The sequence below is a fragment of the Ruegeria sp. CL6 genome, assembly GCF_056536465.1.
Window position 1 is genome coordinate 919760 of record NZ_JBQFPR010000001.1, and the last position, 14688, is coordinate 934447.

At 58.9% G+C, this 14688-nt stretch carries 16 protein-coding genes; 7 read left to right on the forward strand and 9 right to left on the reverse strand.

Annotated features, from left to right (window positions below):
* Window positions 1-99: 99 nt before the first annotated feature.
* The gene (gene truA, locus ACR0LH_RS04590) at window positions 100-876 is read left to right on the forward strand and encodes a tRNA pseudouridine(38-40) synthase TruA (RefSeq protein WP_480719829.1); all 777 of its coding nucleotides are present in this window, start codon (window positions 100-102) and stop codon (window positions 874-876) included.
* Here truA and ACR0LH_RS04595 read toward each other — a convergent pair.
* Genes ACR0LH_RS04595 through ACR0LH_RS04610 form a run of 4 tightly spaced genes read right to left on the reverse strand, consistent with a single transcriptional unit; the run spans window position 869 to window position 4568 of the window.
* Window positions 869-1813 carry a nickel/cobalt transporter gene (locus ACR0LH_RS04595; protein ID WP_480719830.1) on the reverse strand — a complete coding sequence of 315 codons (945 nt, stop codon included), beginning with the start codon at window positions 1811-1813 and terminating at the stop codon, window positions 869-871. The genes truA and ACR0LH_RS04595 overlap by 8 nt on opposite strands.
* Window positions 1798-2499 (reverse strand): DUF1007 family protein, encoded by a 702-nt coding sequence (locus ACR0LH_RS04600; RefSeq protein ID WP_480719831.1) that lies wholly within the window; start codon window positions 2497-2499, stop codon window positions 1798-1800. The genes ACR0LH_RS04595 and ACR0LH_RS04600 overlap by 16 nt, the downstream gene beginning before the upstream one ends.
* 18 nt (window positions 2500-2517) lie before the next feature.
* Window positions 2518-3336: a thioesterase family protein gene (locus ACR0LH_RS04605; RefSeq protein ID WP_480719832.1), complete on the reverse strand. Its 819-nt coding sequence runs from the start codon at window positions 3334-3336 to the stop codon at window positions 2518-2520.
* The gene (locus ACR0LH_RS04610) at window positions 3333-4568 is read right to left on the reverse strand and encodes an acyl-CoA dehydrogenase family protein (RefSeq protein WP_170484478.1); all 1236 of its coding nucleotides are present in this window, start codon (window positions 4566-4568) and stop codon (window positions 3333-3335) included. Before ACR0LH_RS04610 ends, ACR0LH_RS04605 begins: the two co-directional genes overlap by 4 nt.
* 127 nt (window positions 4569-4695) lie before the next feature.
* Here ACR0LH_RS04610 and ACR0LH_RS04615 point away from each other — a divergent pair, with 127 nt between their 5' ends.
* Complete coding sequence (locus ACR0LH_RS04615) at window positions 4696-5631, forward strand: 2-hydroxyacid dehydrogenase (RefSeq protein WP_480719833.1); 936 nt, start codon at window positions 4696-4698, stop codon at window positions 5629-5631.
* Between the two features lie 7 nt (window positions 5632-5638).
* Here ACR0LH_RS04615 and ACR0LH_RS04620 read toward each other — a convergent pair whose 3' ends face one another.
* Window positions 5639-5995: a hypothetical protein gene (locus ACR0LH_RS04620; protein WP_170484474.1), complete on the reverse strand. Its 357-nt coding sequence runs from the start codon at window positions 5993-5995 to the stop codon at window positions 5639-5641.
* Window positions 5996-6168: 173 nt separating this feature from the next.
* Between ACR0LH_RS04620 and ACR0LH_RS04625 the strand changes: the two genes are divergently transcribed.
* The 3 genes from ACR0LH_RS04625 to ACR0LH_RS04635 all read left to right on the forward strand — a co-directional run bounded on the left by ACR0LH_RS04625 (window position 6169) and on the right by ACR0LH_RS04635 (window position 8456).
* Window positions 6169-7002, forward strand: a complete 834-nt coding sequence (locus tag ACR0LH_RS04625) for a bifunctional allantoicase/(S)-ureidoglycine aminohydrolase (protein WP_480719834.1) — start codon at window positions 6169-6171, stop codon at window positions 7000-7002.
* An 89-nt stretch (window positions 7003-7091) separates the two neighbouring features.
* Entirely contained in the window at window positions 7092-7415 is a 324-nt protein-coding gene (locus ACR0LH_RS04630) for a hypothetical protein (RefSeq protein ID WP_170414229.1), read from the forward strand.
* 54 nt (window positions 7416-7469) lie between these two features.
* On the forward strand, window positions 7470-8456 hold the full coding sequence (locus tag ACR0LH_RS04635; RefSeq protein ID WP_480719835.1) for a type I glyceraldehyde-3-phosphate dehydrogenase: 987 nt from the start codon (window positions 7470-7472) through the stop codon (window positions 8454-8456).
* A 36-nt stretch (window positions 8457-8492) separates the two neighbouring features.
* On the opposite strand, the gene ACR0LH_RS04640 is transcribed toward ACR0LH_RS04635, so the two are convergent.
* The 3 genes from ACR0LH_RS04640 to puuE form a co-directional block, all read right to left on the reverse strand.
* Window positions 8493-9920, reverse strand: coding sequence for a nucleobase:cation symporter-2 family protein (locus ACR0LH_RS04640; protein ID WP_480719836.1), 1428 nt, complete (start codon window positions 9918-9920; stop codon window positions 8493-8495).
* Window positions 9921-9982: 62 nt separating this feature from the next.
* Complete coding sequence (locus tag ACR0LH_RS04645; protein WP_480719837.1) at window positions 9983-10465, reverse strand: ureidoglycolate lyase; 483 nt, start codon at window positions 10463-10465, stop codon at window positions 9983-9985.
* Window positions 10462-11880: an allantoinase PuuE gene (puuE, locus tag ACR0LH_RS04650; protein WP_480719838.1), complete on the reverse strand. Its 1419-nt coding sequence runs from the start codon at window positions 11878-11880 to the stop codon at window positions 10462-10464. Before puuE ends, ACR0LH_RS04645 begins: the two co-directional genes overlap by 4 nt.
* 209 nt (window positions 11881-12089) lie before the next feature.
* Between puuE and uraH the strand changes: the two genes are divergently transcribed.
* Window positions 12090-12446 (forward strand): hydroxyisourate hydrolase, encoded by a 357-nt coding sequence (gene uraH, locus ACR0LH_RS04655; RefSeq protein ID WP_170484460.1) that lies wholly within the window; start codon window positions 12090-12092, stop codon window positions 12444-12446.
* 4 nt (window positions 12447-12450) lie between these two features.
* On the opposite strand, the gene ACR0LH_RS04660 is transcribed toward uraH, so the two are convergent.
* Window positions 12451-13365, reverse strand: coding sequence for a LysR family transcriptional regulator (locus ACR0LH_RS04660; protein ID WP_170414214.1), 915 nt, complete (start codon window positions 13363-13365; stop codon window positions 12451-12453).
* Window positions 13366-13461: 96 nt separating this feature from the next.
* Between ACR0LH_RS04660 and ACR0LH_RS04665 the strand changes: the two genes are divergently transcribed.
* The gene (locus ACR0LH_RS04665; RefSeq protein ID WP_170798797.1) at window positions 13462-14685 is read left to right on the forward strand and encodes a urate hydroxylase PuuD; all 1224 of its coding nucleotides are present in this window, start codon (window positions 13462-13464) and stop codon (window positions 14683-14685) included.
* The last annotated feature ends 3 nt before the right edge of the window (window positions 14686-14688 follow it).

Sequence of the window (14688 nt, forward strand, 5' to 3'; positions counted from 1 at the left end):
CCCGCTTTTTTCGTTTCTCTCAAAATAGGTAGCACGGACCTGACATACCAGCGCTTTCCCGCTCTTGCCCGTTGCGGTGCGGCGCGTTACCAGCAGCCCATGCCAAGATACGCACTGAAAGTCGAATACCAAGGGGAGCCGTTCGCCGGATGGCAGCGGCAAAAAGAGCTGCCTTCCGTTCAGGGGGCAATCGAACAGGCGTTGTCGCGTATCCAGCCCGGCGCGCACACGATTGCCGCAGCCGGTCGGACGGATGCCGGGGTGCACGCTCTGGGTCAGGTTGCCCATTGCGACCTTACCAAGGAATGGGACCCGTTCCGCCTGTCAGAAGCGTTGAACTATCACCTGAAACCGCAGCCCGTTGCGATCGTGAAAGCCGCTCGGGTCGAGGATGACTGGCACGCCCGATTTTCCGCTGTGGAACGTCAGTACCTGTTTCGCATCCTGATGCGCCGTGCGCCCGCGACCCATGACGCCGGGCAGGTTTGGCAGATCAACCACAGGCTGGACGTGGACGCCATGCAAGCAGGTGCGGATATGCTGATTGGCCGCCATGACTTTACGACGTTCCGATCCTCGATCTGTCAGGCTGCCAGCCCGGTCAAAACTCTGGACGAATTGCGCGTTGAACAGGTTCAGGGCTTTTCCGGCCCCGAAATCCACTTTCACGTCCGCGCCCGGTCTTTTCTGCACAATCAGGTGCGCAGCTTTGTCGGCACGCTGGAACGTGTTGGCGCGGGGGCATGGACACCCGAAGATGTGCGTGTCGCCCTGCAAGCGGCTGACCGTGCAGCTTGTGGTCCGGTATGCCCACCGCAAGGGCTCTATCTGGCGCGGGTCGGCTACCCTCAGCCGGTTTTTGACGAATTCACATAGCGCGCAGCAACAGTCCGCTGGCAATAACGGCAATCATCAGCCCCGCAACCAGTTCGATGGTCGGGGCCAGCACTTGCGCGAACCGTGTGGCCGAGGCCGAGGCCAGCAATCCACCGCGCAGACCCAGAGAGGTCCAGCCGACCAGAGTCGTGACCATCGCCGTTCCCAGTGCCATTGCAAACGCCCCTGCGATCCCCACCATCGCGATACCCATCTGCCACGTCAGGATCAGCACAAACAAAGCGCCAGTGCAGGGCCGCGCCGCGATACCGGCGATCAGGATCAGCGCCTCGCGCAGGCTACCGACATTGGCCACCTCCTCGGCGGTGGGGCCGTGGCGATGGCCGCAATCCGAACAGACTTCGCCGTCATGGTGATGATGGTCGTGATGGTCGTCGCTGTGGTCGTGATGATGGTGATCGTGGTGGGATGTTTGGGACTTGTGCCGCCGCGCAAAGCTCCGCAAGGCTCGGAATACCAGCCACAACCCGATTGCAGCGATGGCGCCATAGCTTATGGGCGCCATGACCTGCTCGGTCGTTCCTACAAGGCTTTCCCGTGACATCTGGAACACCAGAACACCTGCATAGACAAGAACGATGGCAGTCACGGCCTGCCCCAGACTCGACAACACGCTGATCGCCGACAAGCGCCAGAATGCGACGCGGCGACCCAGACCGTACCCTCCGATTAACACCTTGCCGTGCCCCGGACCGATGGCATGGAAAAACCCATAGGCGAAACAAACGGTCAGCAAGGTCGCGACAGCCTCGGGCTGTTCGGCGCGGGCGGCCCTCAAAGAGCGGGCGATCTGGTTCTGGAAAGCGCGCTGCTCACCAGCCGCCCAAGCAGCAAGCTGGTCGAAGCCCCCGCTGCCCCAGAACCAAAGCAACAAACCAATGGCCAGAGCGACCGGTACAATCAGGTATTTGGACATGAAATACGGATCTCGGTCGCAAAGTTTTCGCCGACAAGCGGGATATCATTTTCCTCAAGGTTGTAGTCGGCGTCCAACGTGCGCAGGAACGCCTGCATCTGAGCCAACTGCCCGTCAATATCCGGTTCGATCCGGTCAATCTGGCACGACTGCGACCCGGACACGGTAACGGGACGCGTCACTTCGTAGGCCGTGTAATAGGTTTCATCAAAGGCTTTGGCCGTCAGGTTTGCCGCCGATTTCGCTGCGCCCTCAACCGCCCTGAGATGGGTCGTGACGATACGGCCATCCTCGGTCGTAGCGGACGCCTCGGACGGGCCGGACAAGGCAACTTGTGTGCCATCTGCCCACACTATGAGATCGCCGTTATACCCCTCGACCCACTGCGCATCGAAACCCGCAAGAAAACTTTCCTCGGAAGGGGTCAGAACGCCGTCCGCATCCTGATCCAGCTTCATATCCTCAAGAACCAAAAGAGAATAAAACTCATCATAGGCCCAAGTGACGCGCACATGTGTCAGATTGCCGGCGTCGTCCACGATGAACTCCAGCCCCGTGTCGATAAAGACGTGAGGGTGGGTCAATGCCGGGATCGGCATCACACAAGCCAAAAGGGTTACAAACCAACGCATGAGCAGAAGATAGGATGCCCGCCCGCGTCGGGCAATGCGTTTCGCAACAAGCATACGGATTCCGACCATCAATCAGGTGGGCGGAAACAGGATCAGCGTTTGCAACGCCGCGCCAATCGGACCTTCCGTGTCATACAGCACCGCCTGAGACATTCCGATTCCCGAAGGCTGCCAGTGGCAGACGGAATCAGAAGCAAGCCAATCCGACACAGGTTCACGATGAATCTGCACGGTCAGATCCGTATTCATGAACCCCATTTCAGTCGTCGGCGCGTTCCAAGAAATCCCGTTGGCGCAGTCGGCCAAGGGGCAAAGCGCCTGAATCGGGGACTGAGCTTCCCCCAGCAGCAACGGCGGGGTGCGCATCCAGATCGCCTTTGGGCCCGGCCCCGGAGTGCTGTCTTTCGGATAGAGAACCTCGGAATAGTGGGCGAAACCGGTCAGCTTGTGACGCGTCTCGCCAATCGGGAAGAGGCCGGACACCGCCCCCTCCAGTTCAGGTGGGTCCATAGACACATTCGGAACCGCGCCCAAGTCCCGGCGAACCAGATGCATAGTTGTCGCCTTGGCACACAAGGTGTCGTCCAGATCATGCACCGTGACCCGTGTCGTTGCCATGGTCTTCGTGTGGCGCTCGGTCTCTGCTGCCACGCGCAGCCCGGACAGCGGCATCGGGCGCAACATGTCAATCGTCAGCCGGGTCAGCATCTTGTCTGGCCCGACCTCTGTTTCTGCGGCGCGTGCGACAAGGCCAGTGACCGGTCCGGCGTGACAATGGTCAGCAGACCAAGGACCGCGCGCCGCTTCGTTGCCGACAAATACTCCGTCCGAGCGAAGTTGAAAAAATGCCTCTTGGCTCAGGTCGCGATCGCCGTACATTCCTGTCTTCACACCTTTTCCTGAGTGTATTTTTTCAACTCGGTACGTGCGACCTGACGGCGGTGCACCGCGTCCGGCCCGTCCGCCAAACGCAGCGTCCGCACATGTGTCCAGGCCGAGGCAAGCGGAGTGTCCTGACTGACGCCCTGCCCGCCGAACATCTGCACGGCCTCGTCGATCACCTTCAACGCGACCCGAGGTGCCACGACCTTGATCTGACTGATCCACGGCGCTGCTGCGCGCGCGTCACCCTGATCCATGTACCATGCGGCCTTCAGGCACAGAAGGCGCGCCATCTCAATTTCCATCCGGCATTCGGCGATGATGTCGAAGTTCGCACCCAACTGCGCCAGCTTCTTGCCGAACGCCTCGCGCTGCAGTGCCCGCTTGCACATTTTCTCCAACGCGATTTCGGCTTGCCCGACTGCCCGCATACAGTGGTGTATACGACCCGGCCCGAGACGGCCCTGCGCGATCTCAAACCCGCGCCCTTCGCCCAGCAAGATATTCTCTGCCGGAACCCGTACGTTGGTAAACCGGATATGCATGTGCCCGTGTGGGGCGTCGTCGTGACCGTAAACCTCCATCGGGCGCAGGATTTCGATACCTGGCGTGTTGGCGGGAACTACAATCATGGACTGACGCTGGTGAACCGGCAGTTCATCTCCGCCGGTTTTCACCATCACAATATAGACCTTGCAACGCGGATCCCCTGCACCTGACGACCACCATTTCTCGCCATTCAGAACATAGCTGTCGCCATCCAACTTGCAGGACATGGCGATATTCGTCGCGTCCGAAGACGCCACCTCGGGTTCAGTCATCAGATAAGCCGACCGGATTTCGCCTTCCAACAACGGCTTGAGCCATTCCTGTTTCATCGCGTCCGATCCGTAACGCTCGAACACTTCCATGTTGCCAGTGTCGGGGGCCGAGCAGTTGAACACCTCTGCGCCCAAAGGCGTCTTTCCCATTTCCTCGGCGAAATAAGCGTATTCAACAGTGGACAGACCAAACCCCTTGTCGCTGTCTGTCAGCCAAAAATTCCACAGACCGGCAGCCTTGGCCTTTGCTTTCAAGCCTTCAAGGATTTCAGCCTGCCGCTCTGTGTACTGCCAACGGTCCCCCTTACCGATTTCCGCGTGATACTCCTCCTCCAGTGGCATGATCTCATCGCGGATCATGTCTTTGACACGCTGCAACAGCTCGTTGTTCTCATCCCGCAGACCGAATGACATATTCATGGGTTTTCTTCCTCCGACCCGGTGTCCGGGCTTTACCTTTGAACCGAGAATGACTTAGCTGCCGTCACGATGTCCAGTTGGGTGACGATACGTCACTTGAAACAAATAGCTACAAATGGAGGGCCAAATGGCGTTGTTGATCGAAACAGGGCTGTCCGACTGGATAAGCGACAGCGACATTGCCCGCGAAATCCGGGAATTGCACCCCGGTCTGGACGTGAGGACTCGGGACTCAATCGGTGACGCCAGCGACATCACGATGATCGCCGTCGTCGGATTGAAAGATGATCAGCATCAACAACTTCCGAATCTACAACTTGTTCAAAAACTGGGTGCCGGGGTGGAGACGATTGTTGGCAATCCGAACCTGCCCGACCACATTCGCGTCGCACGCCTGAAACCGGATGCCCCAGCGCAGGGCATTGCCGAGTGGTTTGTGACCTATATCCTGCACCAACAGCGACACGTCTCATTTCACGAGGCGTCCCAGCGCAACGCGGAATGGCTGTCCAAGGCACCGGTTTATACACCCGAGAAAACTGTCGGGGTTCTGGGTTTGGGACATATCGGTGCGCGCAGCGCTCTGATGCTGCGTGCGATCGGGTTTAACGTCATGGGCTGGAGCCGCTCACCCAAACAACTTGATGGAGTGACGTGCCTGCATGGGGACGCGGCCTTGCCCGAACTGTTGGGCCAATGCGACCATGTCTGCGCGATCTTGCCGTCGACCCCACAGACCATCGGATTGTTCGATGCCGAAATGTTGGCGACCATGAAGCCGGGCAGCCAACTGCTGAACGCTGGGCGGGGTGATCTGATTGATGAAACGGCGCTGATCTCGGCTTTGGACAAGGGCACGCCGGGACACGCGGTTCTCGACGTTACATGCACGGAACCATTGCCAGCGGACAGCCCGTTATGGGCCCACCCGAACGTAATGATCACCCCGCATGTGTCGGGGTGGCATTTAGGCGAAGCACTAGGGGATGTGGCCGAGAATTTTCAACGTCTGACGGACGGTAAACCCCTGCTGCATGAAGTGGACCGCATGCGCGGGTATTGATCTTTTGTCAGGGCGTCAGAATCCAGGCACCGCTTGCGTCCTGACACCTGCGGGTTCTGACCTCTCGGGTCTGGTCCGTACCTTCGGGTTGGATGAAGTGTTGAAAGTGCACGCAATTGTCACGCACGTCGCGGACACGGATGGTTCCCTTTGACCCCGAGTCCTGATTGGACCAATTGCGTTCTGTGCCCACCGAAGGAGCACCATTTGCCAGCATCGAATCCGCTGTCGCATTCACCACATTGAAGTCTGCCGGGCTCAGCCCCATTTCCGCGATGATTCTCGACAATGGTTTCGCGTGAACGGCAGTTCCCGCACATACAATCGTTGCAAAGACCAATGCTGTGAACGCATGAGGTTTCATAAACACCTCGCCTTTCTGAAATGACTTCGCCAATCAGACTATACCGCCTGCAATGGGCGGCCAAGTCCCCTTGCGACCTTCAAATAATCCCGAACAAACCTATTGCGACTCTGCCGCTAGAGGCGAAAGTGCAATCCCAGCATAGTGCCCGAAACACGAGTGAGAGGCACGAAATGGCACAGCCAACATATTATGCGCCAACCGGCGGTCATCCCGGTCAGGATCAGCTTTTGACCGACCGCGCCATGTTCACCGACGCATATGCCGTGATCCCGAAGGGCACGATGCGGGACATCGTAACCAGCTATTTGCCGTTCTGGGAAAATACCCGCCTTTGGGTTCTGTCCCGCCCCCTCAGCGGTTTCGCCGAAACGTTCTCTCAGTACATCATGGAGGTGCAGCCCGGCGGCGGCAGCGACCGGCCCGAAACAGACGAAAACGCACAGGGTGTTCTGTTCGTGGTCGAAGGGGCCGTTACATTGACCTTGGACGGGGCTGTTCACGTCCTTGAAACCGGGGGATACGCCTATATTCCGGCCGGATCGGACTGGACCCTGCACAATCGCGCCGATGAAACCGCGCGATTCCATTGGGTTCGCAAAGCCTACGAAGCTGTCCCCGGCTTGCCAGCCCCCGACCCGATCATCACGAATGAGCGCGACGTTGCGCCGATCCCCATGCCCGGAACCGAAGGGCGCTGGGCGACAACCCGGTTCGCGGACCCTCAGGACCTGCGCCATGACATGCACGTCAACATCGTGACGTTTGAGCCTGGCGGCGTCATCCCGTTTGCTGAAACACATGTCATGGAACATGGCTTGTATGTACTAGAGGGCAAAGCCGTCTACCGGTTGAATCAGGACTGGGTCGAGGTCGAGGCAGGCGATTACATGTGGCTGCGCGCCTTCTGCCCTCAGGCCTGTTACGCCGGTGGGCCGGGCAGATTCCGCTATCTGCTTTACAAGGACGTGAACCGGCACATGCCGCTGTCTTTAACCAAGCGTTGACGGCAAATCGGCTTTTTCCCGCGCAGGGCTTCACAGAAGCGCTTGAATCTGGTGAAATAACACCTGTTTTTAGCACTGGAGATTGTTCAATGGTACTGCGCGGATCAATGCTGGCACTGGCGGCAACAGTTGGCCTGACTGCTTTTCAGGCAACCCCTGTTGTCGCCAAGGAAGAAACCAAACAGGTTTTCGTCATGAGCCGCACCTGGGCGGTGACGCAGATATCGGATGCGCCGGTCGTGTATCGCGCGACGCGGGATAACAACAATCTGAACCCCTTTGGCCCGCCACCGCGCCTGCGTACGCTACAGGCCGCCGCCGCGATCCAGCAGGCCACGGGATGCAGACCGATTATCGGCAGCATGTATCAGAACATCTCGGGGCAGTTCTTCTCGCAAGTCAGCTGCAACTGACCCCGGGATCAAACGGGCATTGAGGTCAGCGCAACGCGCTGCCATAGCTTGCGCATGAAACTCGCGATTAACGGATTCGGTCGGATCGGCCGCACGATCCTGCGGCAGCTTCTGGCACAGCCGCAGGACAACGACGTTAAGCTGGTGCTGATCAACGATATCGCACCGCTTGAGACCTGCGCCTATCTGTTCAAATACGACAGCACGTTTGGCCCCTACCCCGGCACAGTCACGCAAGGTGATACAGAACTGGTGGTAGACGGACGCGCGATCACGGTCACGCACAGTTCGGACTTGTCGCAGGTGGACTTGACCGGCGTAGATGTCCTTATGGACTGTACCGGAGTTGCCAGAACCTCGGACGTGGCCAGTCAGGGTCTGACTGCAGGGGCAAGCAAGGTGCTGATCTCTGGCCCTTCCCCCGCAACTGAGGTCACGATCGTTCTGGGCGCGAACGAAGATCAACTGGGAACAGCTCGGATTGTATCGAACGCGTCCTGCACGACCAACGGGCTTGCGCCCTTGGTCAAGGTTCTGGATCAGATCGGGGGCGTGGCCTCGGCGCATATGACCACGATCCATTGCTATACCAACAGCCAGCCGATGGTTGACGCGCCGCGCGGCGATCTGGCCCGGTCTCGCGCGGGGGCATTGTCGATGGTGCCGACCACCACAAGCGCCACGCATCTGATTGACGAGGTGTTGCCCCACCTTGCAGGTCGCATTTCCGGTGCCGCGGTTCGGGTTCCGACGGCCAGTGTTTCGGCGGTTGATCTGGTTGTGACACTGGAACGGGGCATGACGCCCAAGGCGTTCGATGCAGAATTGCGCGCGGCGGTGTCATCCTCGCCAGTCTTAGGCTGGACGGACGAGCCGCTGGTCTCGTCCGACCTGCGCACGCGCCCCGAGTCTCTGGTCATCGCTGGCCCCGAAACACGTCAGATCGGCGAAAACCAAGTCCGTGTTTTCGGGTGGTATGACAACGAATGGGGCTTTTCAGCCCGGATGCTGGACGTGGCGCACTTAATGGCCCAAGGGTGAGCGGACCGCAGAACGCTGCGATCCGCTCGCTTTTGACTATTCGCCCGGCAAACTGCCCGACCCATGCCCGGACATCCCGCCCGAGACTTCCTCGGTCGCCTCATCCGCCAGTTCGTGCGGCAGGATCAGGTTCAGGACGATAGCGATCAGCGCCGCCGGCAGCAGGCCGCTTTTCATCAGGATGCCCAGCGTGTCAGGCAGGTGCTGAACCGCGTTGGGCTCAAGCTGCAAGCCAAATCCGATCGACAGTGAGATCGCAAAGATCACCATGTTGCGCCGGTTCCAGTCCACGTCAGACAGCATCGAAACACCGGCTGCGACGACCATCCCGAACATGACAATCACGCCACCGCCTAGCACTTCGATGGGGACGGTACGGATGATCGCCCCAACCTTGGGCACAAGACCGCACAGGATCAGGAACAGCGCACCAATCGTGACCACGTTACGGCTCATGACACCGGTCATGGCGATCAGCCCGACATTCTGGCTGAAGGAGGTATTCGGCAGACCGCCAAACACGCCGGCCAAGGCTGATCCGAAACCGTCCGCATAGGTGGCCCCGGCGATTTCCTTGTCTGTGGCTTCGCGCCCTGCCCCACCCTTGGTGACGCCGGACACATCGCCCACGGTCTCAATCGCCGAGACAAAGGCCATCAGGCAGAAACCGATGATCGCCGCGAACGAGAACTCGAACCCGTATTTGAAGGGCACCGGCAACGCGAAGGAGGCCGCGCGATCCCAACTTGTGCCGATCGCCTCGAACGTGACCATCCCAACCATCAGGGCGTATGCGTAGCCAGCAACGAGGCCAATCAGGACGGCCGAGACAGACAGCATCCCACGCGTAAAGAACTTCAGCGCCAGCGTCACAATGATCACGACCAGAGCCGCCGACCAGTTCAGGGCCGACCCATATACTGGCGTCCCAATGGCCGGAACACCTCCGGCTGCGTACTGGATACCGACTTTGACCAGTGCCAGACCGATCATTGTCACCACCAGCCCGGTGACCAAAGGCGGCAGCGCAAAGCGGATTTTGCCGATCACAGTGCCCAGCAAAGCGTGGAACAAACCGCCGACGATCACCCCGCCGAACAAAGCCGCCAGACCATCGACACCTTTACCCGCGACCAGCGGGATCATGATGGGAAGAAATGCAAAGCTGGTGCCCTGCACGATCGGAAGCGCGGCACCGACCGGCCCCAGCGTGACTGTCTGCAACAGCGTCGCGACACCGGCAAACAGCATCGACATCTGGATCAGGTACAGCAATTCAGGAAAGTCCGGCGAGTTGGACCCAAATCCGAATCCAGCCGCGCCTGCAACGATGATCGCGGGGGTAACGTTGGATACGAACATCGCCAAGACGTGCTGGATGCCCAGCGGAACCGCCTTGTGCAAAGCCGGAGTATAGTTCGGGTCCCGAAGCTGTTCGGGGGTCCCTATTGAAGTGTCAGCCATGAGTTACTGTCCTCTCTGTCAGGTTCACGGGGGTCCTGCCGCTTATCCTGCGGCTTCAACGGTCACGACACGACTTCGTAAGGCGTGTCGAACCAAAATTCCTCAAGGTTGGCGCCAGTGCCGATCCGATCGACAACCGCGAACAGGCCGGGACCGTGCAGTGGCGTCAGAACGCCGTGCCACGTGCCCTTGCGATAGTTCACGGCCTGCCCCGGAGAGGCTATGAACGCCACCGGTTCGCCCGGCTTGCCGTTCTCGTCCGGGGCAACGATGACCAGAAAAGGCTGATGAGTCATGGGGATGAAGGCCTGACTGCCATCGGGATGCCGCTCTACCATATCCAACTGATATGGCAGGGCACGCGGGTTGGCGTTGAACAGGCTGATCCCAGCACGGCCGTCCGAAAAATCCAGCGCGGCGCGATCATGGAACCGGCCGCACTGACCCTGATTAATGATCTTGTCCGGGTCGCCTGCGACCTCGATCACATCCCCAAAAGGCGCGAATGCCGCGGGTGTCAGAAGGGTTGCCGCAATCCGCTTCATGAAGGCAGAACGTCCTGCAACCTGAACTCGGCGATACGTTCGACCTGACGACAGGCTTCGGCGAATTCCGTGTCTCGATCCTGATCGATCCGGCGCTGGAACGCATCCAGAATCGAAGCCTTGTTGTGGTCGCGCACCGCAATGATGAACGGAAATCCGAATTTCTGCGTATAGCGCGTGTTCAGATCCGTGAAAGCGTCGCGTTCGGCATCTGTCAGCGCGTCCAATCCGGCCGATGCCTGCTCGGACGTACTTTCCTGCGTCAACCGCTTGGCCTGTGCCAGTTTGCCCGCAAGGTCCGGGTGCGCCGTCAGGACGCCCAGCCGCTCTGGTTCCGAGGCGGATCGGAACATGCGAGCCAGCGCATTGTGCAAGCCACCCGCCGTATCGTGGGCCGGACCCAGTTCCAACTCGTAGGCACGTTCAGCGATCCAGGCAGAGTGCTCAAAAATCCCTCCATAGGCTGCAACAAAAGCGTCCCGGTCCATCTCAGACGGTTTGGACCGCGAAACAGGAGGATGCTGCTCCGCCCAATGCGCGGCGATTTGCTGGCGGGTCGCGAACCAGACATCCGAAAACCCCTGCGCGTAATCCAAGAACCGCTTCAGGGCCATGACCCGCCCCGGACGACCGATCAAACGGCAATGCAGCCCGATCGACAGCATCTTGGGGGCACCCGCCTCGCCTTCTGCATAAAGCGCATCGAAACTGTCCTTGAGATACGCATAGAATTGATCGCCCGAGTTGAACCCCTGCGGCGTGGCAAAACGCATATCATTGCAATCCAGCGTGTAGGGGACGATCAACTGGTCCCGCCCACCTGTATTCATCCAGTACGGCAGATCGTCAGCATAGGTGTCAGCCACGTAGGAAAAGCCGCCTTCTTCGGCGGCCAGCCGCACGGTGTTTTCGGAACAGCGCCCCGTATACCAACCCACCGGGCGTTCACCGACAACCTCTGTGTGTAAACGGATCGCCTCGGCAATCTGAGCGCGTTCTTCGTCCTCGGGCATGTCTTTATGTTCAACCCATTTGAGGCCGTGGCTTGCGATTTCCCAGCCTGCGGATTTCATCGCGGCCACCTGATCCGGCGACCGGGCCAAGGCCGTTGCGACACCGTAAACGGTGATCGGCAAGTCCTTCATCAGCCGGTGCAAGCGCCAGAACCCGGCACGCGATCCGTATTCATAGATCGACTCCATGTTCCAATGGCGCTGTCCCGGCCACTGGGCGGCTCCGACGATCTCGGACAGGAACGCCTCGGATGCGGCGTCTCCGTGCAACACGCAGTTCTCGCCGCCTTCTTCGTAGTTCAGCACGATCTGGACCGCCAGTCTCGCCCCACCCGGCCATTTGGCGTCTGGTGGGTTGGCTCCGTATCCGATCATGTCGCGGGGATAACGAGGGGGCTGCATGATGTCTTCCGTCTTGTCTTTGTCACATTACCTACGATTTACCGCAGAAACGTAGAGATGATTATCAAATCAATCCGAACGCTGTTTCCATTTCTTTCGGCATTCCCAAAGTTTCGGTATTCAAACCAGACTGTGTCAAACAAAACATGTGCGCTATGTGTGATAAGCAACAGCAAACCAATGAGACGATTAGAAATTAGGAGATTCCCGTGACAGGTTATCTGACGACCCATGTTCTGGACACCGCGCGCGGCTGCCCGGCAGAAGGGCTGAAAATTGCGCTGTACGAAATCACGGGAGGGAACCGAAGCAAACTGACCGAGACCGAAACCAACGAGGACGGGCGCACAAACAGCCCGATCCTGCCGAAAGAAGACTTCAAGACCGGCACCTACGAACTGGTTTTCTTCGCCGGTGACTATCTACGTGCAACCGGCCAGTCCGCTGAAGAACCGCTGTTTCTGGACGAAGTTCCCATCCGGTTCGGTATGTCCGATGCCGAAGCGCATTACCACGTACCGCTGTTGCTGTCGCCCTACGGGTATTCAACCTATCGCGGCAGTTGAGGGTTCAAACCTCTGAATTGCGGACAACGTCCCCGATCCGGGCAATCATGAAGTCCATGAACAACCGCGCCTTTGGGTCCTGATGCCTGCGGTGCGTATAAAGACACGCCATCTGGACCGAAACCGGCGGCGTGTCTGTGGCAACGGGTACAAGACGCCCGGCCTTCAGGTGATCCGCGACCTCAAAGACGGGCTTCATTGCAATGCCTTGCCCTGACAGCGCCCAATCCGTCAGAACGTCCCCGTCGTCGCATTCAAACCGACCTGTTACAGCAAAGCGCTTTGGGCCTTCGGGCGTGTCCAGCAGCCATTGAAATTCTGTGGCTCCCGGGAACCGTAGTTTCAGACATTCGTGCTTTTCCGAGATCAGATCGGCCCCGGCTTTTGGCATACCGCGGCTTTTCACATAATCCGGAGCCGCGCAAAGCACCCGCTGACAATCCGCGATCTTTCGGATGCGGAGGGTGCTGTCTTCTGGCTGACCTATGAAAAACGCGAGGTCCAGCCCTTCGGTCGTTAGGTCAACGGATCGATCCGTTAGGCGCAGTCGAACGTCGATCTCGGGGTATTCCTCAAGGAAGTCAGGCACGTGCGGCGCAAGCAGCCTGCGCCCGACACCCAGTGGCGCCGCGACGAACAGCGATCCGCGTGGCGCTTCGGTCAGGTGAACCACCTGCGCTTCGGCCTCGTCAACCGCATCCAAAACCGCCACCGCGCCGGGATAAAACGCCCGCCCCTGCTCGGTCGGGCTGAGGTTGCGCGTCGTGCGCTGAAACAGCCGGACACCCAGATGATCCTCAAGTTGGGAAATCCGCGCCGACGTCACCGCAGGCGAAATGCGCAGGTCCCGACCAGCGGCAGACATGCTGCCCAAATCGTAGACCCTGACGAAAGTTCGGATATTGTCGAGATAGGACATCTTTTCGTTTTTTTTGATACAGTTTGACAATATACGGGAATACCGAAGAAAAGCCTGTTTGCCTAGTGTGGCGGCAATCAATCGGAGAGACCTTTCATGTACGACTTCGCCGTGTTCTGGGACTGGATGGCATTTGCCGTGCGATGGCTGCACGTTATCACCGCAATCGCCTGGATCGGATCATCCTTTTATTTCATTGCGTTGGACCTTGGTCTGAACCGCAACATCCCCGGACCGGCGGATGGTGAGGAATGGCAGGTCCACGGCGGCGGTTTCTACCACATCCAGAAATATCTGGTCGCGCCCGAGCGGATGCCCGATCACCTGACCTGGTTCAAATGGGAAAGCTATGCGACCTGGCTCAGCGGTGCGGCCCTTTTGATGATCGTCTATTGGGTCGGCGGAGAGCTTTATCTGGTGGACGCGGAAAAGGCTGATCTTGCCTTGTGGCAAGGCATTTTGATCTCGGCCGCATCGCTGACTGTCGGCTGGCTGATCTACGATTTTCTCTGCAAATCGGGGCTGGGTGAACGGCCAACCCTGCTGATGGTTCTGCTTTTCGTACTGCTGGTGGCCATGGGCTGGGGGTACAACCAGATTTTCACAGGCCGTGCGATGATGCTGCACTTGGGCGCATTCACGGCGACGATCATGACCGCGAACGTGTTCTTCATCATCATGCCGAACCAGCGCATCGTTGTGGACGACCTGAAAAACGGTCGCACTCCGGACCCGAAATACGGCAAAATTGCCAAGCTGCGTTCGACCCACAACAACTATCTGACGCTGCCGGTCGTGTTCCTGATGCTGTCGAACCACTATCCGCTGGCCTTTGCGACGGAATACAACTGGATCATCGCTGCTTTGGTCTTTCTGATGGGCGTCACGATCCGCCACTACTTCAACACGCGCCATGCCCGCGCTGGTGATCCCACGTGGACCTGGCTGGTCACTGCCTTGCTGTTCATCGCGATTATGTGGCTGTCCACCGCACCGATGTACAAACCGCTGGAAGAGGCCGAGGCACAGCCCCTTACACCATATGAACAGAAGTTTGCGGCTGCAGATGGATTTGAAGAAGCTCATGACATCGTTTTGGGCCGATGCTCGATGTGTCACGCCCGCGAACCGGTGTGGGAGGGTATCCTTTGGGCACCCAAAGGCGTTTTGCTGGAAACCGAAGGTGACATCGCCCGCAACGCAAAGCAAATTTACCTGCAATCGGGTGTCAGCCACGCCATGCCACCTGCAAATGTCACGTATATGGAGCCAGAGGACCGCGAAGCCATCATCCGGTGGTTCCGCAATGTGGATTCCTAAAGC

Coding starts and splice junctions, on each gene's coding strand:
- ACR0LH_RS04640 (WP_480719836.1), bottom strand. CDS start 9,920: ATGGCTGACACTTCAATAGGGACCCCCGAACAGCTTCGGGACCCGAAC.
- ACR0LH_RS04615 (WP_480719833.1), top strand. CDS start 4,696: ATGGCGTTGTTGATCGAAACAGGGCTGTCCGACTGGATAAGCGACAGC.
- ACR0LH_RS04630 (WP_170414229.1), top strand. CDS start 7,092: ATGGTACTGCGCGGATCAATGCTGGCACTGGCGGCAACAGTTGGCCTG.
- puuE (WP_480719838.1), bottom strand. CDS start 11,880: ATGCAGCCCCCTCGTTATCCCCGCGACATGATCGGATACGGAGCCAAC.
- ACR0LH_RS04610 (WP_170484478.1), bottom strand. CDS start 4,568: ATGAATATGTCATTCGGTCTGCGGGATGAGAACAACGAGCTGTTGCAG.
- ACR0LH_RS04665 (WP_170798797.1), top strand. CDS start 13,462: ATGTACGACTTCGCCGTGTTCTGGGACTGGATGGCATTTGCCGTGCGA.
- truA (WP_480719829.1), top strand. CDS start 100: ATGCCAAGATACGCACTGAAAGTCGAATACCAAGGGGAGCCGTTCGCC.
- ACR0LH_RS04600 (WP_480719831.1), bottom strand. CDS start 2,499: ATGCTTGTTGCGAAACGCATTGCCCGACGCGGGCGGGCATCCTATCTT.
- ACR0LH_RS04660 (WP_170414214.1), bottom strand. CDS start 13,365: ATGTCCTATCTCGACAATATCCGAACTTTCGTCAGGGTCTACGATTTG.
- ACR0LH_RS04645 (WP_480719837.1), bottom strand. CDS start 10,465: ATGAAGCGGATTGCGGCAACCCTTCTGACACCCGCGGCATTCGCGCCT.
- ACR0LH_RS04635 (WP_480719835.1), top strand. CDS start 7,470: ATGAAACTCGCGATTAACGGATTCGGTCGGATCGGCCGCACGATCCTG.
- ACR0LH_RS04595 (WP_480719830.1), bottom strand. CDS start 1,813: ATGTCCAAATACCTGATTGTACCGGTCGCTCTGGCCATTGGTTTGTTG.
- ACR0LH_RS04620 (WP_170484474.1), bottom strand. CDS start 5,995: ATGAAACCTCATGCGTTCACAGCATTGGTCTTTGCAACGATTGTATGT.
- ACR0LH_RS04625 (WP_480719834.1), top strand. CDS start 6,169: ATGGCACAGCCAACATATTATGCGCCAACCGGCGGTCATCCCGGTCAG.